Origin of the sequence: Allobosea sp. 67-29, from assembly GCF_001898115.1 — a bacterium.
Lineage (GTDB): Bacteria > Pseudomonadota > Alphaproteobacteria > Rhizobiales > Beijerinckiaceae > Allobosea.
The window spans coordinates 382,229-406,751 of record NZ_MKSQ01000007.1 but is presented as its reverse complement, the minus strand read 5'-3'; the positions used below and the strand labels follow the sequence as shown (position 1 = coordinate 406,751).

Below are 24,523 nucleotides of genomic sequence, written 5' to 3'. Positions count from 1 at the left end.
GGCAGCGTTGCAATCTGATCGGCCCGTGCTCTAGGGTCCCGCCGCGCCGGCCGTGTCGACCGGCTTGCGGAGTGGGGAGCTTGATGGGCATCGAGAGCATGACGGGCTTCGCCCGCGCGGCAGGAACCACCGGCGTCCATGGCTGGGCCTGGGAGATTCGCAGCGTCAACGGCCGCGGGCTCGATGTGCGCGTTCGCGTCCCGCCGGGCCTTGAAATCCTCGCCGAAGCCGCCCGCAAGCGCCTGTCCGGGGCCTTCGCCCGCGGCACGCTGCACGTCAATCTCGCCGTGACCAGCGATGCCGGGCCGCCGCGCCCGCGCGTCAACGAAACCGTGCTCGCCGCATTGTTGGCGGCGATCGAGGCGTTGCCGGCCAGCGGCATCGATCGGCCGACCTTCGACGGGCTCCTCGCCGTCCGCGGCGTGGTCGAATACGCCGACGAGGCGCAGGATGTGCTCGGAGCCGTCGAGAAGCCGGCGCTCGCCGGGCTCGAGGCTGCAGTCGAGGCGCTGCAGGAAGCCCGCGCCGACGAGGGCCGGGCGCTCGAAGCGATCGTGCTGGGTCATGTCGAGACGATCTCGCGCCTGGCCAGCGAGGCCGAGCACCATCCCGCCCGCCGGTCCGAGGCGATCCGCGCCCGTATCGCCGCCCAGGTGGAGGCACTGCTCGGTTCCGCGAACGGGCTCGATCCGCAGCGCCTTCACCAGGAGGCGGCGCTGATCGCCGTGCGCGCCGATATCCGCGAGGAGATCGACCGGCTCCATGCCCATGTCGCAGCGCTGCGCGAGCTGCTGGCGAAGGGCGGGCCGATCGGCCGCAAGCTCGATTTCCTGGCCCAGGAGTTCGGCCGCGAGGCTTCGACGCTCTGCGCCAAGGCGAACGACCCCGACCTGTCGCGGATCGGCCTCGACCTGCGCACGGTCGTCGACCAGATGCGCGAGCAGGTTCAGAATGTGGAGTGAGACATGACGGCCGAGAGCCATCGTCCGGCCCGCCGCGGCCTCATGCTGATCCTGTCGTCGCCCTCCGGGGCCGGCAAGACGACGCTCACCCGCAACCTCAAGAGCGAGAACAACCTCGACCTGTCGATTTCCGTGACGACGCGGACGCGGCGCCCTTCGGAGATCGACGGCGTCCACTACCGCTTCATCGATCGCGGCACCTTCGACGCCATGCGCCAGCACAATGACCTGTTGGAATGGGCGGAGGTCCACGGCAACGGCTATGGCACGCCCCGCAAGGAGGTCGAGGCCTCGCTGGCGGCCGGGCGCGATGTGCTGTTCGACATCGACTGGCAGGGCACGCAGCAGATCGTCAAGAAGGCGCGGGCGGATGTCGTGACCATCTTCATCCTGCCGCCGTCGATGGCCGAGCTGCGCTCGCGCCTCGTGCGCCGCGCCGAGGACGCGCCGGATGTGATCGCCAAGCGGTTGGCCAATGCCCGCGACGAGATCGCCCGCTGGAGCCAGTACGACTACGTCATCATCAACGACGATCTCGATGCCGCCTATGACGCGATCAAGGCGATCCTCACGGCCGAGCGCCTGAAGCGCAGCCGCGCCGTCGGCCTCGGCGATTTCGTCGATCAGCTCCTGGCGGAGGAATTGGCCTGAAGCGTTGCGGCGAGCGCGTTGGCGAGCCGCACGAAGCCCGAGACCGGCACCTCCTCGGCGCGGGCCGTCTCGGAGAGGCCGGCCGCCGCGATGATCGGCGCAGGGTCCGGCAGCACCGCCTTCAGGCTCTGGCGCAGCATCTTGCGGCGCTGGCCGAAGGCGGCGAGCGTGACCCGTTCCAGCAGGCGCCGGTCGCAGGGCTCGGGCTCCGGCCGCGGCACGAGCTGAACCACCGACGAGGTGATCTTCGGCGGCGGCACGAAGGCGCCACGCGGCACGTCGAACAGGATTCTGGTCCGGCAGCGCCAGTTCGCCAGCACGGCAAGCCGGCCATAGTCGGCCCGCTCTTCCGGGGAGGCGACGATGCGCTCGGCCACCTCGCGCTGGAACATCAAGGTCAGGGACGTCCACCAGGACGGCCAGGGCTCCAGGCTCAGCCAGCCGACCAGCAGCGGCGTGCCGATATTGTAGGGCAGGTTGGCGACGATGCGGGCCGGCTCGCCCTTGAGATAGGGTGCAAGGTCGGTCGCGAGCGCATCGCCGTCGACGACCTCCAGCCGCCCCGGATAGCGTGCCGCGATCTCAGCCAGCGCCGGCAGGCAGCGCCGGTCGCGCTCGATCGCGATGACGCGGCCGGCGCCGTTGGCGAGCAGCGCGCGCGTCAGCCCGCCGGGGCCGGGGCCGATCTCGACGACGGTCTCGCCGTCGAGCGGGCCGGCCGCGCGCGCGATCCGGCTCGTCAGGTTGAGGTCGAACAGGAAGTTCTGGCCGAGCGCCTTCTGGGCCATCAAGCCATGGCGCTCGACGACCTCGCGCAGCGGCGGCAGATCATCGATCTGGCTCATCGCGCGGCTTCCTGACGTTCGGCCATGCGAGCCGCGAGTCTCAGGGCCGCGCAGAGGCTGTCCGGCCGGGCGATGCCCTGCCCGGCGATGTCGAAGGCGGTGCCGTGGTCGGGCGAGGTGCGGATGAAGGGCAGTCCCAATGTGACGTTGACGCCCTCGTCGAAGGCGATGGTCTTGATCGGGATCAGCGCCTGGTCGTGATACATTGCCAACGCCGCGTCATAGCCGGCCCGCGCCCTGGCATGGAACATCGTATCGGCCGGATAGGGTCCGCGCGCATCGATGCCCTCGGCCTGGAGCTCGGCGATCGCCGGCTTGACGATCTCCTCGTCCTCGCGGCCCATCGTCCCGTTCTCACCGGCATGGGGATTGAGCCCGCTGATGGCGAGCCGGGGGCTTTTGATGCCGAACTGCCGGCGCAGGCCCACCGCGACGATCCGGGCCGTATCGACGATGAGCTTCCGGGTCAGCAGCTCCGGCACGCGCCGCAGCGGGACATGGATGGTGACCGGAACCACCGCGAGTTCCTCGCACCACAGCATCATCACCGGCAGAGGTTCGGTGCCGGCTTCCGCCGCGAGATGCGCGAGGTATTCGGTATGGCCGGGATGCTTGAACCCGGCCGCATAAAGGACCGACTTGGCGATGGGGTTGGTCACGACGGCACCGGCCCTGCCGGTTCGCACGGCCGCGACGGCCCGGTCGATGGAGTCGATCGTCGCTGCGGCGGAAGAAGGGTCCGGCTCGCCCGGCGTGGCCGCGACGCTCTGCGCGAGAGGGATGACCGGCAGCGCCTGCGCGAACAATGCCGTTGCCTCTTCCCAGCTGGACGCCCTGATCGGAACCTGCCAGCCCAGCCGCCCGGCGGCCCGAGCGAGCTCGGCGGGGGCGGCGACGCAGGCGAAGGCAGGCAGCGCCCGCTCCCGCCGCTCCAGCCAGGCGCGCAGGCTGAGCTCCGGCCCGATGCCGGCCGGGTCGCCCTGGGTCAGCGCTAGCGGCAGGCGCGGCAAGGAATGCTCCGGTCTGGCGATTGCACGGGGCGCCCCGCGGCGCCTCAATTGCTGCTGCTGATGCCGTCGCTCGACGCGGAGCTGTTGCCGAGATTCTGCGAGTAGTTGATCTCGCCGAGGGTCCGCAGCTCGAGCCGGAACATGATGGTGCGCGTGTCCTTGGTCGCGCCCGCCTGCCGGTCGGCATAGCTCTGCGTGTAGGAGACGTCGAAGACCGTGCACTCGTCGGTGTAGTTGATGCCGAACGAGGTCGAGGCGGTCTGGAACGGCCCGGTGTTGGGATAGGCCGGCACCGCCGTCGAGGCTGCCTGGGCGGCGGCATAGGCCGTCCGCCAGAGCTCGCGGTCGTATTTGTACTTGTCGAGGTCGAACAGCACGCCGGCCCTGACGCGCCAGTTCTGGGCGACGAGCAGCGAGCCGTTGAGCGAAAGACCTTCGCGGCGGCGGAAGATGCCGAGATTGGGCTGCGGCTCGTAGCGGCCGTAGCCGACCGAGGCCGAAATCACGCTGTTCGAATAGGTCGCGGCGGCGTCGATGCGCTGCGCCTCGAAAGTCGTGGCGTTGAGCCGGGTGGCGCCGGTCAGGAAGAAGCCCTTCGCCGGCGAGAACTGGGCCCGGGCGACGTAATCCGAGCTGTCCGTGTTGAGGCCCGAGTCGAGGCCGGTGTTCAGCAGGTCGCCCGTCGCATAGGAATTGCGGCCGGCGAGCTGGAAGGACTGGCCGATCAGGACGTTGGCATAGGCCTCCTTGCCGAAGCGCCCGGTATAGAGGGCGCCGACATTGGCGCGCGTTCCGCCCTCGAGCCGGTCATAGCCCGAGAACTTGCCGCTCCACTCGAACAGATTGTTGGCGTCGAAGACCAGGCTCTGGGCGTCCTCGTTGGCGACGCGCAGGCTATTGGTCTCGTTCGGGCGGGCGACGATCTGCGCCACCGGCTCGATGATATGGGTGCCCCAATCCGTCTTGGCGACGAAGGGATAGCGGTACATCAGCCCGATCGCCGGCATCACCCGCCCGAAGACCTCGTCCGAGGTGTCGGCGATGGTCGCGACGTGGGAATTGATGATGCCGCTGGTATCGGGATTGACCGCGAAGACGTCGGCCCGCAGCGAGGCGTAGGGCGTCCAGATCTGTCCGAGTGGGTCGATGATGTTGCGCCGCCACGAGACCTGCGCCGTCGCGCGCGAGACGTTGCCGGCCAGGCCGCGCACGAGGCAGTGATTCTTGTCGTAGACGGCGCAGCCGTCATAGAGCGAGTAGCCGGTTCCGCTGCTCGTCGTGCCGTTGACGAGATAGGCCTTCTGCTGCGGCAGCTCCGCGAAGGCGGCGGTGTCGCGGTGCAGGCTGGTGACGTTGACGTTGAATTCGAGCTCGCCGCCGAGGAAGGACGGCTTGTGGACGCGCTTGTCGTAGTCCAGCACCGGCATGACGACCGGCTGCTGCTTCTGCCAGTCCTGATAGTTCAGCGGCTGGAAGTAGTAGCCGCGCAGATCGAACCAGGCGGTCGGGCTCTGGCCGTTCAGATAGGCCGTCGAGATCGATTCCTGCAGATAGGTCGTGTTGCTGAGGCTCGCGTTCAGGATGCGGTAGTTCTTGTAGAACCAGCGATCCGTCGACATGGCGACGTTCCAGCCGATCGTCCAGCGCGGATTGATGAAGAACTTGCCGGTGCTTTCGAGCGCGCCACGGAATTCCTTGTCGCGCGGCCCGAGCGGAGCTGCGAGGAAGGCGTCCTTGTCCTGCTGGAAGATGCCGGAGGCCCGGATCGTGTACGATCCGTTGAGCAGGCGGTGGCGCCACTCGACCTGGCCGAGCAGGCCCTGGCGCGTCAGGTAGGTCGGCGTCAGCGTCAGATCGTAGTTCGGCGCCAGATTGATGAAGTAGGGCAGCCCGACGCCGTAGCCGAGCGCCGAGGTGTTGATGAATTTCGGCGCCAGGAAGCCGGTCTTGCGCTTCACCGTCGAATCCGGGCCCGACATGTAGGGGATGTAGGCCATCGGAATGCCGGCGAATTCGAGCCTGGCATCCTCGTAGTAGATCGTCTGCTCGGACTTCTTGTGGATGATGCGGGCCGAGCGCACCTGCCAGAGCGGCGGCCGCTCGGGATGCTCCTTGCAGGGCTCGCAGGCGGTGTAGATGCCCTTGTCGAAGACGAAGGTCTCGCCGTCGGTCCGCTCGGCGCGCGGCGCCGAGAAACGGGTCTTGTCGGGATTCACCACCCGCAGCGAGTCGATGAAGCCGTCGCGGAAGTCGTCGGTCAGGTTGAAGCGGTCGCCGGTGATGACCGACCCGTTGGTTTCGGTGATGCGCGCGTTGCCGACCGCGATGACGCGCTTGTTGGCCTGGTCGTAGACGACGCGGTCGGCCTCGATCGTACGGCCCTGGTAGAGGATCTGCACGTTGCCGACGGCAGCGACCGTCTTCTTGTCGTTGTCATAGACGAGTTCGCGGGCGTCGACGACCATCCGGTCCTGCGGCTTGGCCGCAGCCGCAGCCGCAGGCTTGCCGCCGGCCGCAGGCTTGCCCTGGGCGAAGCCCGGACCCGCCAGCAGAAAGGCAAGGCTGGAGGCGAGGGCAGTCGCCGCAGCGAATCGCGCCACGCTCGTCACGCTCCGACCTGTCCGTTCAACACAAAATTAACCATAGGCACAGTACGTTCTACCCGTCTTCCTGATGGAGGAGGGCCAGCGCCCCCAGCATCGTTCCCAATGCTGCGGGCAGCCACGCCGCGACGACCGGATTGACGATTCCCGACGATCCGAGTTCCTCCGACAGTTGCGTCGCCACATAGAGCACGAACCCCGCCGTGACGCCAGCCACCACCAGTTTGGTCACTCCACCAAACCGGAAAAATCTTAAAGAAACGGATGCGGCGACCAGCACCATGGCGACCAGCAGCAGCGGGCGCGCCATAAGTGATTGATAACGAAGCTCATAGGGCGTGATGTCGAGGCCGGCGCGACGCGTCCGCTCGATCGCCGACGGCATCGCCCAGAAGCCGACCGCCTCGGGGGGCGTGAAACTCTGCCGCATCTGGTCGGGCTCCAGCGTCGTCGCCAGCGTGTAATTCTTGTAGCTCTGTGGCTCTTCCGTGGCGGAGGTCAGCCGCGCGTCGCTGAGCTCCCAATGTCCCGGGCGAAGCACGGCCTGGCGAGCGTCGATTCGATCCCGGAACGAGCCGTCGTGGTTGAAATTGAAGACGGTCACGCCCGAGAGCCCGTCTTCATCCGGCCGTGCTCCGGCGGCGCGGATGATGGCCTGCCCGTCGACGCTGGTCTGGCGCAGCCAGATCTCCGGCAGGCTTGCGGCGGACTGTCCGCCCGCGCGCACGAAGAGCCTCGTCTCCAGCGCGGTGGCGCGCCGCTTCATCTCGGCGGCGAGCGGGTTGTAGGCCATCACCGAAACGAGTCCGATCACGCCGGCCACGACGACCGCCGGCTGCAGGAACTGCCAGGCCGAGACGCCGGCGGAGCGCGCCACGACCAGCTCGAGCTTCCGGCTCAGCGTCAGCAGGGCGAACATGCCGCCGAACAGCGCCGCGAAGGGAAAGATCTGCTCGGCGACGCTCGGCACGCGATAGAGCGCGAGCATGATGATCTTCGGCGTGGTGGCGATCGGCGAGTCGCCGGCGCGGCGCATCAGCTCCACGAAGTCGAGCGTGCCGATCAGGAAGAAGAAGGTGCTGAACACGCTGAGGATGGCGCGCGTGAACCGCAGCGTCAGGTAGCGGCCGAGGGTGGTGAAGAGCAGCATCAGGCGCGCCGGAAACGAGATGCGAGATGGGCGAGGGGCAGGGTCAGCGGGGTCATCACCCGTGACAGCACCGGCCGCAGCCGCTCGCCGTAGAAGATGAAGGCGATCGCGAGGAGGATGGCGGCGATCGGCAGGATGTAGAGCAGCGCGGCGGCGAAAGGCGAGCGGACGCTCGCCGTCCAGGCCGCATAGGCTGCGAGGCGGGTCGCGCCGACGATCATGATCGCGGCCTGGATCGCGAGGGCCCGGCCCTGGCGCGTCGTGCGCGCCTCTCCGATCGCGGCAAAGGCGATCAGCATGAAGGCGAAGGGGTAGAGCGGAGCCGAGAGGCGGTTATGCAGCTCGGCCCGGAAGCGGCCTTCCTGGATCTTGTAATAGGGTTCGTTCGGGTTCTGGTTGAGCAGTTCCCAGGTCGAGCGCTCGCGCGGCTTGTAGACCACCTTGTCGCCGTCGCCCTCGCCGGGGCCGCCGCTGCTGTCGCCGGTCAGGGCCGACAGGTTGAGCGCGTAGCGCTCGAAGGAAATGATCGAGGTGGTGTTGGTGTTCTTGGCCTCGCGCTGGATGGTGCCCTTCTCCAGCATCAGGAAGCTTTGGCCTTCGGCCTCGACGGTACGGCCGCGCTCGGCGAGATAGATCGAGGGCTGCGTCGGGTCGCGGCGGTCCTGCATGAAGATGCCGACCAGCGCGTCGCCGACCTTCTCCCGATAGTGGAAGGTCACGCCGGAATCGAGCGAGACGAACTGGCCCTCCTTGACGACGTTGGCGACGAAATCGGCTCGGATCAGGGTGATCAGGTCGCGCAGCGTGCGAAAGCTTGCGGGCATGACCGAGATGGTCATCCAGGCGACGATGACCGCCGTCGCCATCGTCAGGACGAGGAAGGGCCGGGTGACCCGATGCGGGGCGACGCCGGCGGCGTTCATGACGATCAGCTCGGAATCGCCGTTGAGCTTGTTCAATGTGTAGAGGGTCGACATGAACAGCGCGACGGGGGCGATGCCGGCGAGCAGCGCCGGGAGCGAGAGCAGCGTGACGGTCAAGAAGATCAGGACGGTCTGGCCCTTGCCGGTGATCAGGTCGACCTCGCGCAGGGCCTGCGTCACCCAGATCACGCCCGTCAGGCCAAGCAGCAGCACGATCGCCGCGACCGCCGCGATCTTCAGGATGTATCGGTCGAGACGGTTGAGGAGCACGCGTCGCTTTCCGGGAGGCGGGGAGAGGAACTCCCCAAGGTGGTTCGTCGAACACACCCTATGGTATAGGCGGATTTGCGGCGCAAACGGGAATCGCCCGCGCCGTGCCTTTCAACTGTCTCTTCCCGACGACTTTCGCAAGATTGTGAGCGGACCATGTCGCAGCGCCTGAAGCTCGAGATCAAAGCCCTGGACGCCGTCGAGGGGCGCGATCTCGTCGTCCTCGTCGGCGAAGACCTCGTGCTGTCGGGGCCGGCGGAGGCGCTGGCCGGCCGCGATGCGGCTTCGCTGCTGGCGCGCATGGCGGCGGCCTCGCATTTCAAGGGCAAGGCGTTCTCCGGTCTGACGCTGCCCTCGCCGGAGGGAGCGGCCTATGAACGGCTGATCGTCGTGGGCCTGGGGCCTTCGAGCGAGCGCGGCGAGCTCGATTTCGTGAAGCTCGGCGGTGCGATCGCCGGCCGGCTCGGCGGCGGCCGCGATGCCGATGTGGTGGCGGCCATGCCCGGCGCCGAGATCGAGGCGAAGCAGGCGGCCGAGCTCGCGCTGGGGCTGAGGCTGCGCAGCTACAGGTTCGATCGCTACAAGACGAAGAGCAAGGACAAGGACGAGGCCGGCACGCTTTCGGTCACGCTTCGGGTCACCGATCCGGCGGCGACGCGGAAGGCGCTCAAGGTGGCCGAGGCGATCGCCGCGGGCGTCTTGCTGGCGCGAGACCTGGTCAACGAGCCGCCGAATGTCCTCTATCCCGAAGAGTTCGCCGATCGCGCGAAGAAGCTCGAGAAGCTCGGCGTCGAGGTCGAGGTGCTCGACGAGAAGGACCTGAAGAAGATCGGCATGCGGGCGCTGCTCGGTGTCGGGCAGGGCTCCCGCCGCGAGAGCCGCGTCGTCGTGATGCGCTGGAACGGTGCGGGCAAGAGCGACGAGCCGGTCGCCTTCATCGGCAAGGGCGTCACCTTCGATACCGGCGGCATCTCGCTGAAGCCCGGTGCCGGCATGGAGGACATGAAGGGCGACATGGCGGGCGCCGCCTGCGTCGTCGGGCTCCTGCACGCGCTCGCCGCCCGAAAGGCCAAGGTCAACGCGATCGGTGTCATCGGCCTCGTCGAGAACATGCCCGACGGCAATGCCCAGCGGCCCGGCGACATCGTCGCCTCGCTCTCCGGCCAGACCATCGAGATCATCAATACCGATGCGGAGGGGCGCCTCGTCCTGGCCGATGTGCTCTGGTACACGCAGGACCGCTTCAAGCCGCGCTTCATGATCAACCTGGCGACGCTGACCGGCGCCATCCTCGTGGCGCTGGCGCAGGAGAATGCCGGCCTGTTCACCAACAGCGACGAGCTGGCGCAGCGGCTGACGGCGGCGGGGCTGGCCACCGGCGAGACGGTCTGGCGCATGCCGCTCGGCAAGGCCTACGACAAGATGATCGATTCGAAATTCGCGGATATGAAGAACTCCGCCGGGCGCTATGCCGGCTCGATCACGGCGGCGCAGTTCCTGCAGCGCCATGTCAACGACGTGCCCTGGGCGCATCTCGACATCGCCGGGACCGGCATGGCAGCCAAGGACAGCGAGATCAACCGCTCCTGGGGGCCCGGTTGGGGCGTGCGTCTGCTCGACCGGCTGGTGAGGGATCATTACGAGAGCTGAAGGCGGCTGGGTGATGCTCTCGTCGCGGACATGGAGAGGCTGGGGTCGGCGGTCGGCAATGGGCCGTCGGTGGCCGGGATTCCGGCGCCGGCAGATCCGGACTGCCGATGGCCCACCGCCGACTGTCGCACATGGCTGAGATCCTGTTCTTTCATCTGCAGTCGCGCCCGCTCGAGCAGGTCCTGCCGACCATTCTCGAGCGGGCGTTGGCGCGCGAGCAGAAGGTCGTGGTGGAAGTCTCCAGCCAGGAGCGCCTGAGCGCCGTCGACGATCATCTCTGGACCTATGCCGACGAGAGCTTCCTGCCGCATGTCACGGCGCTGGAGGCGGATGCGCCGCAGAACCCGGTCGTGCTGACGACGCAGGCACACAATCCCAATGCGGCGCACGTCCGGGTCTGCGCGGACGGAGTCCGCATTCCCGACGCATTGCAGGACTACGAGCGCGTCGTTCTGATATTCGATGGCGACGATCCCGAGGCGCTCGATGCCGCCCGTGCGGATTGGAAGAAGGCGCGGGCCTCCGGACATGCGGCCAGCTACTGGCAGCAGGACGAAGCGGGGCGCTGGGAGAAAAAAGCGTGAGACTGCCCGTTCTATTTCTTTGCGCCGCGGCGCTCGGCGGCTGCTCGGTCGACATGGGGGGTTTCGCCTTTCAATCGGAGACGAAGGGCGGCGTCACCACGACGACGACGAGCACGGCCAGTGCCGGCATTTCGACGCGCGAGCCCGTGCTGACGCCGGAGGGGGAATGCAGCGTCGGCGTCTCGCTCGACCCCTCGACCCGGCCGCTGCCGCAAGAGATCGCGCCGGGGATCACCGAATGCGAGCTGGTCAAGCTCAAGGGCAAGCCGCCGACCGACGTGCTGATCGGCGAGAGCGGCAAGGGCCAGCGCGAGGTGCAGGTGCTCTATGCCGAGCCCGGCGGCCGCGAGCTTTATCTGTTTACCGACAACCGCTTGGGGCGGATCGTGAAGCCGGGCGGAGAAGGCTGAGCCGCCCCTCCCATCAGGCGCGAGCCTCAACCTCGGCGCCCGGATCGCTGCCCTGCCTTGCTTCCGGCAGCCATGTCGACAAGGCGCTCCGGCCCGTTTCCGTCAGCGCATAGACACCGCGCGCCGACCGCTCGAACCAGCCGTAGACATTGCGCCGCAGAATCTTCTGGGCATCCGGGAAGGCCGGCTTGAGATCGCGCGGCCGTTGCGGGCCCTCCGACATTGCGGCCGCGCAGGCGAGCGCCTGCTGGCGATAGGCCGTCATGATCGGCTTGCGCGTGCCTCCGCCTGCGACGGGGTCGCCCTGCCGCCGCCTGTGCTCCTCGACCAGCCTCGATCGCCGGCGATGGTTCCTGCGCGGTTCGGGTGCGCTCGGGGACACCAGGACGTCGACGCGGCCGGACGGGGACACGCCCAATAGTCCGAGACCGAGACGGCGGCAGAGATTGCGGTATCGCGGATCGCTTTCGCGCCCCTTGCCCTTGGCAGAAAGCCGGGCGGCCAGCCAGATTTCGTCGCCGAGGCTCAGGCGATCCACGCCCTGGAGAATCAACTCGAGATTGAATGTCAGCTTGAGCTCGCCGATCACCACCACGGCCGGGTCGCCATCCCGGAGCCCGACGAGATCGCAATGCCCGATCTCGCCCTTGACGGCGTAGCCCAGGCCCTCGAGGAAGCTTTTGACGGGCAGATAAAGGGACGTTTCCACATCGGCTCTCCGGGCGACCCGTCAAACATGGCCCGACAGTCGTTTCAGAGAGGCAAACGCCGCGGCCCGCTTGCGGCCGGGCGGACGCCTCAGGCGCTCTCCAGCTCCTCACCCAACAGCAGCCATTCCTCTTCCGCCGCCGTCAGCGCCTCGGCCAGCTCAGCCCGCTGCCGCGAAATTTGCAGCGCCTTGTCGGGATCGCGCGCGAAAGCGCCGTTGGCGAGTGCCTCGTCGACTTTTTCGATCAAGCCGGTCAGCTTGGCGATGCGCGCCTCCGCGAGGTTGAGCTTCTGCCGCAGCGGACCCTGCGCGACGCGCTTCGTCGCCGCTTCCTTGCGCTCGTCGGCTTTCGGCCTGGCTGCCGCCTCCGGGGCCGGCTTGCCGCGCTTCTCGGCCTTGGCGGCGCCCAGCACATAGGCGCGGTAGTCGTCCATGTCGCCGTCGAAGTTTTTAACCGAGCCATTTCCGACGAGCCAGAGCCGGTCGGCGCAAGCCTCGATCAGGAAGCGGTCGTGGCTGACGAGGATGACCGCGCCCGGATAGTCGTTGATCGCGCTGACCAGCGCGGTCCGGCTGTCGATGTCGAGATGGTTGGTCGGCTCGTCGAGAATGAGCAGATGCGGGCCGTGGAAGGTTGCGAGTCCGAGCATCAGCCGCGCCTTCTCGCCGCCCGAAAGCAGCTTCACTGGCGTATCGGCCTTCGAGGCCGGAAAGCCGATCTGCGCCGCCTTGGCGCGCACCTTGGCCTCGGGCGCGTCCGGCATCAGGTCGCGCAGATGGCCGACCGGCGTGTCCTCGATGCGCAACTCGTCGAGTTGGTGCTGGGCGAAATAGGCCGTCTCCAGCTTGCTCGACTTCTTCATCTCGCCGGACATGGCGTCGAGCCGCCCGCCGATCAGCTTGCAGAAGGTCGACTTGCCGTTGCCGTTCGAGCCGAGCAGGGCGATGCGATCGTCAGGCGCCAGCGAGAGATTGAGCTTCGATAGAACCTTGCGTTCGCCATAGCCGGCGGCGGCATCCTCCAGCACGATCATCGGCGGCGAGAGCGGCTTCTCCGGGCCGGGGAACATGAAAGGCTGCACGTCGCGATCGACGATCGCGGCGATGGTCTGCATCTTCTCCAGCCGCTTGACGCGCGATTGAGCCTGCCGGGCCTTGGTCGCCTTGGCCTTGAAGCGGTCGACGAAGGACTGGAGATGCTTGCGCTCGGCCTCCTGCTTCTCCCGTGCACGGGCAAGCTGCATCTGCTTCTCGGCGCGCTGCTTCTCGAATGACGAGTAGCCGCCGCGATAGAGCGTCAGCTTGCCCTGGTCGAGATGCATGATGTGGTCGACCGAGGTGTCCAGCAATTCGCGATCGTGGCTGATGACGATCACGGTGTGCGGATAGCGCTCCAGGTAGTCGTAGAGCCAGAGCGTGCCTTCGAGGTCGAGATAGTTGGTCGGCTCGTCGAGCAGCAGCAGGTCGGGCTCGGAGAACAGCACGGCGGCGAGCGCGACGCGCATGCGCCACCCGCCGGAGAAATCCGCGCAGGGGCGCTGCTGGGCCGCCTCGTCGAAGCCAAGGCCGTGCAGCACCATCGCGGCCCGCGCCGGGGCCGAATGCGCGCCGATGTCGGCGAGCCGCGTCTCGATCTCGGCGATGCGGTGCGGGTCGGTCGCGGTTTCGGATTCCGTGATCAAGGCGGTGCGCTCGGTATCGGCTGCGAGCACGACTTCGATCAGGGTCTCCGGGCCGCCGGGCGCCTCCTGTGCCACGCCGCCGATGCGACGGCCCCTCGGCAGGCTGACATTGCCGCTCTCGGTGCCGAGCTCGCCGGTGATGATCCTGAACAGCGTCGTCTTGCCGGTGCCGTTGCGGCCGACGAAGCCGACCCGGGCGCCGTCGGGAATCGCGACGCCGGTATGGTCGAGCAACAGGCGTTCCCCGAGTCGATAGGTGATGTCGTTGAGCGTGAGCATGGCGGGCGATTTAGGGTGCCCGGCGCGAAAAGCCAATCGAAAGCCGCCGAAACGCCGGCGATGTCACCGTTTCGTCACGTTGTTGCCTTGGCGCGGCCCGCCCGGATCCTCACCTAGCGGAACGGAAGTAATTCGTGATTCGTCGAGATCATGCCCATGTTCGCCGGTCAGCCTTATGCCTATCCGCGTCGTGTCTCGGTCTGCGCGTCGCTGCTCGTTTTCGCGTCGATCGTCGCCGCCAGCCTGGCCGCGCTCGCAACCTTCGTTCCGCTTTCCTGAACCGCCTGGCCGGCTTTTCGACGGGCTGGTGCCGAAGGAGGGCTTCGGTGCCGACGAGACCGGCCGCCCGGCACGGGCTGGCAGCGACCGGTCGGCTTGCTTGGCCGGCCGCTGTTTCAGCGAAATTTAACATGGCTCTGCTTCGATGACGCAGCGTTTCTGCAAGGTCGAGGGCGGGGAGCTTGTTCAGTCTCAGGGTTAGGCTTCCCCTCGCCATGCTGGCGCTCGCCTGCCTGTCGGCATTTTCGGTGGGGTGGGCCGCCTACCGGACGGTATCATCATGGGCGGAGACGGCGGCCGGCGAGCATCTGAGCCTCCTCGCCGACAGCCACGCTCAGGTGATCGAGCAGCGCTGGCAGCGGCTTCATGCCGAAGTCGCCGTGCAGGCGCGCAGCGCCTATGCGGTCAGCATGATCGACGCGCTGGCGCAATGGATGGAGATCAACCCGCAGAGCCTGCGCGACATCACCGACTATTTCCGCGACGACCCCGCCGTCGCACCGGCGGACAGGCGCAGGAGGAGCGGCGTCGACCACAGGACCGCCTATTCCTGGCGGCACGTGCCGATCCACGAAACCTATCTCTCCGTGCTCCAGCAATTCGGCTACGCCGACATCTACCTCGTCGCCCCGAACGGGCGCGTCGTCTACAGCGTGACCAAGGGCCCGGAATTCGGCCGGCTGCTGAGCGCCCCCGAGTTGGCCGGAACCGGGCTCGCCCAGGCCGTGACGGCCGCCGCAAGGCTGCCGGCCAACCAGCAGGCGACCGTGGATTTCGCGCCCTACGACCTGATCGGCGGGCCGCCCCGCGCGTTCATCGCGCAGCAATTCCGCAATGCCGACGGCGGCGGCGAGGTGATGGGGACCTTCGTGGTCTCGGTGGGGCCGCGCTTCATCGACGAGAGCCTGTCGGCGCTCTCCGCCAGCTCTCCGCAGATCCGCAGCTATGTGCTCGGCCGGGACGGCTTCATGCGCTCCGACCCCGCGGCGCGGCGTGACGCGCGGGCGCCTGAGGGCACGCTCGACCAGCGCCGGCTCGATGCCGCCGAAGGCGGCCTCCTCAAGCTGCGCAGCCGTGCCGGCGAAGCGCTGGTCGCCAAGGGGCGCGAGATCCAGCTGGGCGACCTGCACTGGCTTCTCTGGCTGACCGAGCCGGAAAAGAACGTCTTCGCGGTGGTCGACCAGATCGACAATGCGATCATCGTCGCGGGCCTCGGCGCGCTGGTGCCGATCGCGGCGGTCGCTCTGCTGCTCGGCATCTCGGTCGCACGGCCGATCGGCGGTCTGGCGCTGGCGCTGGCGGAAGCAGCCGCCGGCCGCACGGCGATGCCGATACCGGGCGCGCATCGGCGCGACGAAATCGGCGCCATCGCCGCTTCCGTCCAGCACATCCGCCAGCGCGTGCGCGAGGAGGAAAGCCTGCGCCTGCGGGAACGCGAGGAGCGCGATCTGGAGAGCCGGCGCCAGCGCGAGCTGCTGCTGTCGGATCTCGCGGAGGATCTCGAACGCTCCGTGCTCAGCGCCACCACGGCCGTCTCGGCTGCGGCGGAGGGGCTCAAGGTCACGGCGGCGGAACTGAACAGCGGGGTGAACGAAACCCGGCAAAGCGCCGGGACCGTTCACGATTCCGCGGCGCGGGCGGTCTCTAGCATCCGCTCCATCGGCTCGGCGGCCGAAGGCCTGTGCGTGGTCATCGATCGGCTGGACGGCGACATGCAGTCTTCCGACCGCTCGGCCCGGACCGCCCGGGACTATGCCGATCACATGGGCGCCGTGGTCGACTCGCTCGCGGTCGGCGCGGCGCGGGTGTCGGACGTCGTCGGCCTGATTTCCGAGATCGCGGCGCAGACCAACCTGCTGGCGCTCAACGCCACCATCGAGGCCGCCCGTGCCGGAGAGGCGGGCCGCGGCTTCGCCGTCGTCGCCTCCGAGGTGAAGGGGCTGTCGGGCCAGACGGCGCGCGCGACCGACGATATCGCCCGTCAGATCGCGGCGATGAATCAGGCGACCACCGCGACCGTCGATGCCATTGCCGGGATCAGGGAGATGATCGCCAGTCTCAGCGAGGTCGTCTGCCGGTCCGCCGAGACGATGCGTCATCAGCATGGCGTGACCCATGAGATCGTCCTCGACGTGGGAACCGCGACCGACGAATTCGTCCGCATCGGTGAGGCGACCAGCCTGGTTTCGGCCGCCTCGGCCCAGACGGCGGAAGCGGCTGCGGCGGTCGAGCGGGCCTCCGCCGATCTCTCGGAGCTGGCCAACCGGCTGAACGCCCGGGTCGGCGAGTTCATCGTCCAGGTTCGGGCGGCATGACCTGGCACGGCGTCGAAATGCGGATTCCCCTTTTCGATCCGATGCTCTAACGCTGCAGCATGACCCGCATCGCCTTCTATACCGGCTCCTTCGATCCCGTGACCAACGGTCATGCCGACGTGATCGCCGCCGCCGCCAGCCTCTGCGACCGGCTGGTGCTGGCGATCGGCGTTCATCCCGGCAAGACGCCGCTGTTTTCCGCCGAGGAGCGCGCCGGTCTGCTGAAGGAGGTGGCCATGCCGCTGCTGGCCCGGCATGGCACGGCGCTGGAGGTCGTGACCTTCGACGACCTCGCGGTCGATGCGGCGAAGCGGGCAGGGGCGGGCATCATTCTGCGCGGCCTGCGCGACGGCAGCGATTTCGATTACGAGATGCAGATGGCCGGCATGAACGCGACCATGGCGCCGCAACTGCAGACTGTGTTCCTCCCCGCTTCCCCGGCCGCGAGGCACATCACCGCGACGCTCGTCCGGCAGATCGCGGCGATGGGCGGGGACGTCTCGGCCTTCGTGCCGCGCCCGGTGCTGGCCGCGCTCAAGGCGCGTTTCGCCCGGCGCTGACCGGGCCGCGGCGAAAGGCACATAACTTCGCCATCTTCCGCCGCTTCCTGCTCATTTTGGTTTGCAATTTGCCGAGAGCGATGGTGTCTCTCAGGTCAAGCGACTCGTTGCGTAGTTTCCGGCGCGGTTGTTCGCGCACTGCCCTCCGACAGGTTTCCCGATGCGTCTCTCCCGCTACTTCCTGCCCCTTCTGCGCGATACGCCCAAGGAGGCGGAGATCGTCTCGCACCGGCTGATGCTCCGCGCCGGCATGATCCGCCAGGAATCGGCCGGCATCTATGCTTGGCTGCCGCTGGGCCTGCGCGTGCTGAACAAGATCAGCAACGTCATCCGCGAGGAGCAGAACCGCTCGGGCGCCATCGAGATCCTGATGCCGACGATCCAGTCGGCCGATCTCTGGCGCGAGAGCGGGCGCTACGATGCCTATGGCAAGGAGATGCTGCGCATCAAGGACCGGCACGACCGCGAGATGCTCTACGGGCCGACCAACGAAGAGATGGTCACCGAGATCGTCCGCGCCTACGTCAAGTCCTACAAGGATCTGCCGCTCAACCTCTACCATATCCAGTGGAAGTTCCGGGACGAGGTCCGCCCGCGCTTCGGCGTGATGCGCGGCCGCGAGTTCCTGATGAAGGACGCCTATTCCTTCGATCTGGACAAGGACGCGGCGCGCCACGCCTATAACCGCATGTTCGCGGCCTATCTGCGCACCTTCGCGCGGCTCGGCCTCAAGGCGATTCCGATGAAGGCCGATACCGGCCCGATCGGCGGCGACCTTTCGCATGAATTCATCGTGCTCGCCTCGACCGGCGAGAGCGAGGTCTTCTGCCACAGCGACTACCTGAATTTCGAGACGCCGGCGGCGGACACCGATTTCGACAGCGTCGCCGGACTGCAGGGCATCTTCGACAAGTGGACGAGCCTCTACGCCGCGACCGAGGAGATGCACGACAAGGCCGCCTTCGAGGCGGTTCCGGAAGACAAGCGCGTCTCGGCGCGCGGCATCGAGGTCGGGCATATCTTCTATTTCGGCACGAAATATTCCGAGCCGATGGGCGCGACCGTGGCCGGGCCTGACGGCCAACCGGTGCTGCTGCATGGCGGCTCCTACGGCATCGGCCCGAGCCGCCTCGTCGCGGCGCTGATCGAGGCCGGCCATGACGACGCCGGCATCGTCTGGCCGGAGGAGATCGCGCCCTTCGACGTCGCGGTCATCAACCTCAAGGCCGGCGATGCGGCGACCGACGGCGCCTCCGAGCGCATCTACAAGGACCTGCTCGCCAAGGGCTACGATGCCTTGCTCGACGACACCGACGATCGCCCCGGCGCGAAATTCGCCACCGCCGATCTGATCGGCGTGCCCTGGCAGATCATCATCGGCCCGAAGGGGCTGGCCGAGGGCAAGGTCGAGATCAAGCGCCGTGCCGGCGGCGAGCGCGAGACCGTCTCGCTCGAGGCCGCGCTCGACCGCTTCAAGGGCCGGGCGGCGTGAGGAAACCCGCCGTCATGACGTCTCGCAGGGCCGGAGCGCGGATGTGAGCGCCGTCGCCGACAACGCCGATATCCCGACCGGAACGAAGCCCTTCGCCAGCTTCGAATGGACGCTCGCCGGGCGCTATCTCCGGACCCGCCGGCGCGAGGGCTTCGTCTCGGTCATCGCCGGCTTCTCCTTCCTCGGCATCATGCTCGGCGTCGCGACGCTGATCATCGTGATGTCGGTGATGAACGGCTTCCGGATCGAACTCCTGAGCAAGATCGTCGGCGTGAACGGCCACATCTTCGCCACGCCGATCGACCGCCCGCTCGACGATTACGACAGCGTCGCCGAGAAGCTGCGCAAGGTGCAGGGCATCAAGCTCGCCATTCCGCTGGTCGAGGGGCAGGCGCTCGCCTCCTCGCAGACCGGGAACAGCGGCGTGCTCGTGCGTGGCGTGCGCGAGGCCGACATCAAGGCGATCCCCTTCATCGGTGGCAACATCAAGTCCGGCACGCTCGAAGGCTTCGACGCCGCGCCGCCCGGCGTCGCGATCGGCATCCGGCTGGCCAATGCGCTCGGCGTCCAGGTCGGCGACACCATCACCCTGGTAACACCGCAGGGGGCCTCCACCCCGTTCGGGACCGCGCCGCGCATCAAGGCCTATCCGATCAAGGCGATCTTCTCGATCGGCATGACCGAGTTCGACGGCACCTTCGTCTACATGCCGCTCTCGGAGGCCCAGGCCTATTTCAACCGGGACGGTGACGTGAACGTCATCGAGATCTTCGTCGATAATCCCGACAACACGCAGAAGGTTCGCGACGCGATCGAGGCCGATGCCCCGCGCCCGCTCGTGCTCTCGGACTGGCGGCAGCGCAACCGCAGCTTCTTCAATGCGTTGGAAGTCGAGCGCAACGTGATGTTCATCATCCTGACGCTGATCGTTCTGGTGGCGGCGCTGAACATCGTGTCCGGCCTGATCATGCTGGTGAAGGACAAGACCGAGGACATCGCGATCATGCGCACCATGGGTGCGACCGCCGGCACGGTGCTGCGCGTCTTCCTGATCACAGGCGCCACGATCGGCGTCGTCGGCACGCTCGCCGGCTTCATCCTCGGCGTTCTCTTCTCGCATTACATCAAGTCGATCATGGCCGCGCTGAACTGGATCACCGGCGCCAATCTCTGGGACCCGACGGTGCGCTTCCTCAGCGACATCCCGTCCGTGCTCGACTGGCGCGACGTGTCGAGCGTGGTGCTGATGGCGCTGGTGCTGTCGCTGCTGGCGACGCTCTACCCGGCCTGGAAGGCCGCCCGCCTCGACCCGGTCAAAGCGTTGAGGATGGGCTGAGCATGGCACAGGAGACGCCGACGCTCTTCCTCTCGCAGGTCGAGCGCTTCTATCCACAGGCCGACGCGCCGCTCGAGGTGCTGCGCAAGGCCGATTTCGCGCTCTGGCCAGGCGAGGTCGTCGCGCTGGTCGCGCCGAGCGGCACCGGCAAGTCGACCCTGCTGCACGTCGCCGGGCTGCTCGAGAAGCCGGATGCCGGCGAAGTTTTCGTCGGCGGGCTCGCGACGACCAAGCTCGACGACAAGGGGCGCACGCGGCTGCGCCGCACCGAGATCGGCTTCGTCTACCAGTTCCACCATCTGCTGCCGGAGTTCACGGCGCTGGAGAACGTGGTGCTGCCGCAGCGCATCCGCGGCCTCGACCGGGGCGAGGCCGAAGAGCGTGCGACCGAGCTCCTGAGCTTCCTCGGCCTCGGCCAGCGGCTCGACCATCTGCCCGGAGAGCTTTCCGGCGGCGAGCAGCAGCGCGTCGCCATCGGCCGGGCCGTCGCCAACGGCCCGCGCCTGCTGCTGGCCGACGAGCCGACGGGCAATCTCGATCCGCACACCTCGCAGCATGTCTTCGGCACGCTGATCGCGCTCGCCCGCGCCTCCGGGCTGGCGGCCCTGATCGCGACGCACAACCTTGAACTCGCGCGTCAGATGGATCGCCAGGTGACGATCCGCGACGGGCTGGTCGTTCCGCTGCGCTGAGCGGCTGCAGTCTGGGATCGCCCGCAGCGGCGGCCCGGGAATCCGAAAGGACGACACGCACGGCAGCCCTCATCCTGAGGCGCGCGGTCAAGCGCGTCTCGAAGGATGCGTCCGATGGTTCCGGAGCCTTCCAGAACGTCCTTCCAGACGCCATTGCCGATGAAATGGCTCCCCGGAATGAGGGCGCGATGAATTTTCAGGCTGGGCGGTCGCTGGCGAAACCACGCTGAATATCCGAGTCGTTAAGCGATCATTGACTCTTTCGAGCCGGGCGGCCGCGCGTTTCAACGAGTGCGATTGACCAGAACAAAACATGAACTAAAATGAACCTATCGAGAACGACGGAGGTTCGTCATGACTGCAGCGCGAAAATTCGCCGCCGGGCTGGCCGAGATCACTTCGCTGGCGGTGTTCCTGGGCATGATCTGGCTCTGGGCCGCACTTCTCTCCGGCCCGCATGTCTGATCGCGGCAGGAGTCATCCACAGCCGGCCCGTGCCGGCGGGATCGGCCTCGACGCCGGCAGGGCCGCGGCGGCATAAGCGATAGAGGCGGCTGGACGAGTCGCGGCGCCGCGGCAGGAGAGGGACATGGGACGGGAAGCAGGCGAGGCGCGCATCCTGTCGGAGATCGGCTTCGTGCATCTCCATGTCCATTCGAGCTACTCCCTGCTCGAAGGCGCGATGACGGTCGCGACCATCGCCAAGCTCGCCGCGGCCGATGGCCAGCCGGCGCTGGCGCTGACGGATACCGATAATCTGTTCGGGGCGCTGGAGTTTTCCGAAAAGCTCTCGGGCTCCGGCCTGCAGCCCATCGCCGGCGTCCAGCTCTCGGTCGATTTCGCCGACGAGGGCGAAGGGGGCCGCAAGCCGGTCCAGCCGCAGCGCCTGCCGCATATCGTCCTGCTCGCCATGGACGAGGCCGGCTACGGCAACCTGATGAAGCTCGTCAGCGACGCGGCGCTGGCGACGGGTGGCGCCGGCCAGCCGGTGACGACGGTCGAACGCCTCGCGGCCTATCACGACAATCTCATCGCCTTGACTGGCGGCAGCGACGGGCCGATCGACACGGCTTTGCGCAATGGCCAGCTTCCGGTGGCGGCGACCCGCCTCGCCACGCTCGCCGGCATCTATGGCGACCGGCTCTATGTCGAGATCCAGCGCCATGGCCGCGAGAACGAAGCGGCGCTGGAGGCGCATCTCCTGCGCCTCGCCTATGATGCCGATCTGCCGATCGTCGCGACCAACGAACCCTTCTTCGCTAAGCCCGCGGATTTCGACGCGCATGACGCGCTGCTCGCGGTGGCGGAGGGGCGGCTCGTCTCGGATGGCACGCGCCGTCGTGTCACGCCCGAGCACTATTTCGCCTCGCGCGCCGAGATGCAGAAGCGCTTCGCCGACCTGCCCGAGGCGCTGGCCAACACGGTCGAGATCGCGATGCGCTGCCATTGGCGCGTGACCACCCGCAAGCCGATCCTGCCGCGCTTCGGCGAGGAGGGGCGCGACGAGGCCGAGGAGCTGGAGGCGCAGGCCCGCGCCGGCCTCGCGGCGCGGCTCGCCAAGCACGGCCCGGCGGAGGGTTTTTCCGTCGAGGATTACGAGAAGCGGCTCGATTTCGAGCTCTCGATCATCACGCGGATGAAGTTCCCGGGCTATTTCCTGATCGTCTCGGACTTCATCAAATGGGCGAAAGCCCATGATATTCCGGTCGGGCCGGGCCGCGGCTCGGGCGCGGGCTCGCTCGTCGCCTATGCCTTGACCATCACCGACGTCGACCCGCTGCGCTTCGGCCTGCTGTTCGAGCGCTTCCTCAACCCCGACCGCGTCTCGATGCCGGACTTCGACATCGACTTCTGCCAGAACCGGCGCGAAGAGGTGATCGACTACGTCAAGCATCATTACGGGCAGGAGCGCGTCGCGCAGATCATCACCTTCGGCACGCTGCTCGCGCGTGGCGTGCTGCGCGACGTCGGCCGCGTATTGGAAATGCCCTATGGCCAGGTCGACAAGCTGACCAAGCTCGTACCGCAGAACCCGGCCAAGCCGATCTCGCTGAAGGACGCGATCGAGGGCGAGCCCAAGCTCCAGCAGGCGGCGCAGGACGAGCCGATCGTCGCGCGCCTGCTCGAAATCGGCCAGAAGCTGGAGGGGCTTCACCGCCATGCTTCGACTCACGCCGCAGGCGTGGTGATCGGCGACAGGCCGCTCGAACAGCTCGTCGCGCTCTCGGTCGATCCGCGCACCGGCATGCGCGTGACCCAGTTCAACATGAAATGGGTCGAGCAGGCCGGGTTGGTGAAGTTCGACTTCCTCGGCCTCAAGACGCTGACGACGCTGACGACCGCGGTGAAGCTCATCGCCCAGCGCGGCATCCATATCGATCTGGCGCAGCTCCCCTTCGACGACCCTGCGACCTACGCCATGCTGGCGCGGGGCGAGACGGTCGGCGTGTTCCAGGTGGAATCGGTCGGCATGCGCAAGGCGCTGGTCGAGATGAAGGCCGACCGCATCGAGGACCTGATCGCGCTGGTGGCGCTGTACCGGCCGGGCCCGATGGACAACATCCCGACCTATTGCCGCCGCAAGCTCGGTCTGGAGGATCCGACCTATCTCCATCCCGGCATGGAGCCCTATCTGCGCGAGACCCACGGCATCATCGTCTATCAGGAACAGGTGATGCAGGTGGCGCAGGCGCTCTCGGGCTATTCGCTCGGCGAGGCGGACCTTCTGCGCCGCGCCATGGGCAAGAAGATCAAGGCGGAGATGGACGCCCAGCGCGATCGCTTCGTCAAGGGCGCGATCGAGAACAAGATCAAGAAGGAAACCGCCTCCGAGATCTTCGATCTGCTGGCCAAGTTCGCCGATTACGGCTTCAACAAGAGCCATGCGGCGGCCTATGCCGTCGTCGCCTTCCAGACCGCCTATCTGAAGGCGAATTTCCCGGTCGAGTTCCTGGCCGCGTCGATGACGCTCGACATGGGCAATACCGACAAGCTCTCGGAATTCCGCCGCGATGCCGAGCGTCTCGGGATCAAGGTCGAGCGGCCGGCGATCAACCAGTCCGGCGTCGAGTTCGATGTCGCCGACGGCAAGATCTTCTACGCGCTCGGCGCCATCAAGGGCGTCGGCCGGGCAGCGGTGGAATCGCTGGTCGCGGCGCGACAGGCCGCCGGCCCGTTCCGCGATCTCGCCGATCTGGCCCGTCGCATCGACACCAGGCTGGTCAACCGCCGCACGCTGGAAGCGCTGATCGCGGCTGGAGCGCTCGATGAACTGGAGGCGGATCGTGCCCGGGCCGTCGCGGCGCTGGACGGCATGCTGGCGCTCTCCAACCGCACGCGTGACGAGGCGGCAGCGGGCCAGTTCGACCTGCTCGGCGGCGGCGTGGTGCAGGAGGCCTTCCGCATCCCGCAGGTCGAGCCCTGGGCGCCGGCCGAGAAGCTGAAGCGCGAGCACGAGGCTGTCGGCTTCTTCCTCTCGGGCCATCCGCTGGACGATTACGAGCATGTGCTCAAGCGCCTGCGCGTCCAACGCTATGCCGATTTCTCCCAGACCGTGCGCGTCAACGGCACCGGCGTCGGTAAGGTCGCGGTCTCCGTCATCGATAAATCGGAGCGGCGCACCAAGTCCGGCTCCAAGATGGGCATCGTCAACCTGTCCGATCCGAGCGGCCAGTTCGAGGCGGTGCTGTTCTCTGAAGGGCTGATGCGCTACCGCGATTTGCTGGAGCCGGGCAGGGCGCTGGTGCTGCGCTTGTCGGCGGTGCTCGACGGCGAAGAGGTTCGGCCACGGATCGAGGATGTCGAGGTGCTCGACGACCTCGCCTCGCGCCAGAAGCAGGATCTGCTGATCTATCTGCGCGACGACAAGGCGGTGTCTTCGATCGCCGAGCGCATCCGGCCGCGCGGCGAGGCCTCGCGCTCCGACGGCAAGGTCTCGATCGTGATGATCCTCGACGACGGCGCGCAGGAGGTCGAGATCGAGTTGCCGGGCAAGTATCCGGTCAGCCAGCAGGTCGCCAATGCGGTGCGTGCCGCGCCCGGCGTGGTTTCGGTCGAGCTGCGCTGACAGGCGGTTCTGCGCTCTCGCACAGTTGAGCGTCGTGCCGCAGCCCGCCTCTTGC

At 67.5% G+C, this 24,523-nt stretch carries 19 protein-coding genes; 12 read left to right on the top strand and 7 right to left on the bottom strand.

Annotation, left to right across the window (positions count from 1 at the left end):
- Positions 1-83 precede the first annotated feature (83 nt).
- Both BGO20_RS05605 and gmk read left to right on the top strand, forming a co-directional pair.
- A complete protein-coding gene (locus tag BGO20_RS05605) occupies positions 84-962 on the top strand; it encodes a YicC/YloC family endoribonuclease (RefSeq protein ID WP_291662009.1) in 879 nt (292 codons plus the stop codon).
- A gap of 3 nt (positions 963-965) precedes the next feature.
- Complete coding sequence (gene gmk, locus BGO20_RS05600) at positions 966-1,613, top strand: guanylate kinase (RefSeq protein ID WP_291662011.1); 648 nt, start codon at positions 966-968, stop codon at positions 1,611-1,613.
- On the opposite strand, the gene rsmA is transcribed toward gmk, so the two are convergent.
- The 5 genes from rsmA to lptF are packed head-to-tail and all read right to left on the bottom strand — an operon-like array spanning position 1,586 to position 8,414.
- The gene (gene rsmA, locus BGO20_RS05595; RefSeq protein ID WP_291662013.1) at positions 1,586-2,458 is read right to left on the bottom strand and encodes a 16S rRNA (adenine(1518)-N(6)/adenine(1519)-N(6))-dimethyltransferase RsmA; all 873 of its coding nucleotides are present in this window, start codon (positions 2,456-2,458) and stop codon (positions 1,586-1,588) included. The two genes, gmk and rsmA, sit on opposite strands and share 28 nt — an antisense overlap.
- Positions 2,455-3,468: a 4-hydroxythreonine-4-phosphate dehydrogenase PdxA gene (pdxA, locus tag BGO20_RS05590; protein WP_299856907.1), complete on the bottom strand. Its 1,014-nt coding sequence runs from the start codon at positions 3,466-3,468 to the stop codon at positions 2,455-2,457. The genes rsmA and pdxA overlap by 4 nt, the downstream gene beginning before the upstream one ends.
- 44 nt (positions 3,469-3,512) lie before the next feature.
- Positions 3,513-6,068: an LPS-assembly protein LptD gene (locus BGO20_RS05585; protein WP_291662016.1), complete on the bottom strand. Its 2,556-nt coding sequence runs from the start codon at positions 6,066-6,068 to the stop codon at positions 3,513-3,515.
- 58 nt (positions 6,069-6,126) lie between these two features.
- Complete coding sequence (gene lptG / locus BGO20_RS05580; RefSeq protein ID WP_291662018.1) at positions 6,127-7,221, bottom strand: LPS export ABC transporter permease LptG; 1,095 nt, start codon at positions 7,219-7,221, stop codon at positions 6,127-6,129.
- Entirely contained in the window at positions 7,221-8,414 is a 1,194-nt protein-coding gene (gene lptF, locus BGO20_RS05575) for an LPS export ABC transporter permease LptF (RefSeq protein WP_291662020.1), read from the bottom strand. Before lptF ends, lptG begins: the two co-directional genes overlap by 1 nt.
- A gap of 156 nt (positions 8,415-8,570) precedes the next feature.
- On the opposite strand from lptF, the gene BGO20_RS05570 reads away from it, so the two are divergent.
- The 3 genes from BGO20_RS05570 to BGO20_RS05560 all read left to right on the top strand — a co-directional run bounded on the left by BGO20_RS05570 (position 8,571) and on the right by BGO20_RS05560 (position 11,058).
- Positions 8,571-10,064: a leucyl aminopeptidase gene (locus BGO20_RS05570; RefSeq protein WP_291662022.1), complete on the top strand. Its 1,494-nt coding sequence runs from the start codon at positions 8,571-8,573 to the stop codon at positions 10,062-10,064.
- 131 nt (positions 10,065-10,195) lie between these two features.
- Positions 10,196-10,648: a DNA polymerase III subunit chi gene (locus BGO20_RS05565; RefSeq protein ID WP_291662024.1), complete on the top strand. Its 453-nt coding sequence runs from the start codon at positions 10,196-10,198 to the stop codon at positions 10,646-10,648.
- Positions 10,645-11,058, top strand: coding sequence for a hypothetical protein (locus BGO20_RS05560; RefSeq protein ID WP_291662025.1), 414 nt, complete (start codon positions 10,645-10,647; stop codon positions 11,056-11,058). The genes BGO20_RS05565 and BGO20_RS05560 overlap by 4 nt, the downstream gene beginning before the upstream one ends.
- A 13-nt stretch (positions 11,059-11,071) precedes the next feature.
- Here BGO20_RS05560 and BGO20_RS05555 read toward each other — a convergent pair whose 3' ends face one another.
- Positions 11,072-11,767, bottom strand: a complete 696-nt coding sequence (locus tag BGO20_RS05555; protein ID WP_291662027.1) for a DUF2161 domain-containing phosphodiesterase — start codon at positions 11,765-11,767, stop codon at positions 11,072-11,074.
- Positions 11,768-11,856: 89 nt separating this feature from the next.
- Positions 11,857-13,728 (bottom strand): ABC-F family ATP-binding cassette domain-containing protein, encoded by a 1,872-nt coding sequence (locus BGO20_RS05550; protein WP_291662028.1) that lies wholly within the window; start codon positions 13,726-13,728, stop codon positions 11,857-11,859.
- A 156-nt stretch (positions 13,729-13,884) separates the two neighbouring features.
- Between BGO20_RS05550 and BGO20_RS05545 the strand changes: the two genes are divergently transcribed.
- The 7 genes from BGO20_RS05545 to dnaE all read left to right on the top strand — a co-directional run bounded on the left by BGO20_RS05545 (position 13,885) and on the right by dnaE (position 24,468).
- Complete coding sequence (locus BGO20_RS05545) at positions 13,885-14,007, top strand: hypothetical protein (protein WP_291662029.1); 123 nt, start codon at positions 13,885-13,887, stop codon at positions 14,005-14,007.
- A 215-nt stretch (positions 14,008-14,222) separates the two neighbouring features.
- Entirely contained in the window at positions 14,223-16,322 is a 2,100-nt protein-coding gene (locus BGO20_RS05540) for a methyl-accepting chemotaxis protein (protein ID WP_291662031.1), read from the top strand.
- Positions 16,323-16,381: 59 nt separating this feature from the next.
- Complete coding sequence (gene coaD, locus BGO20_RS05535; protein ID WP_291662032.1) at positions 16,382-16,882, top strand: pantetheine-phosphate adenylyltransferase; 501 nt, start codon at positions 16,382-16,384, stop codon at positions 16,880-16,882.
- Positions 16,883-17,042: 160 nt separating this feature from the next.
- Positions 17,043-18,374: a proline--tRNA ligase gene (gene proS, locus BGO20_RS05530; protein ID WP_291662034.1), complete on the top strand. Its 1,332-nt coding sequence runs from the start codon at positions 17,043-17,045 to the stop codon at positions 18,372-18,374.
- 43 nt (positions 18,375-18,417) lie between these two features.
- Complete coding sequence (locus BGO20_RS05525; RefSeq protein ID WP_291662037.1) at positions 18,418-19,710, top strand: lipoprotein-releasing ABC transporter permease subunit; 1,293 nt, start codon at positions 18,418-18,420, stop codon at positions 19,708-19,710.
- Positions 19,711-19,712: 2 nt separating this feature from the next.
- Complete coding sequence (locus tag BGO20_RS05520; protein ID WP_291662038.1) at positions 19,713-20,402, top strand: ABC transporter ATP-binding protein; 690 nt, start codon at positions 19,713-19,715, stop codon at positions 20,400-20,402.
- A 589-nt stretch (positions 20,403-20,991) separates the two neighbouring features.
- Entirely contained in the window at positions 20,992-24,468 is a 3,477-nt protein-coding gene (gene dnaE / locus BGO20_RS05515; RefSeq protein ID WP_291662040.1) for a DNA polymerase III subunit alpha, read from the top strand.
- Positions 24,469-24,523 lie beyond the last annotated feature (55 nt).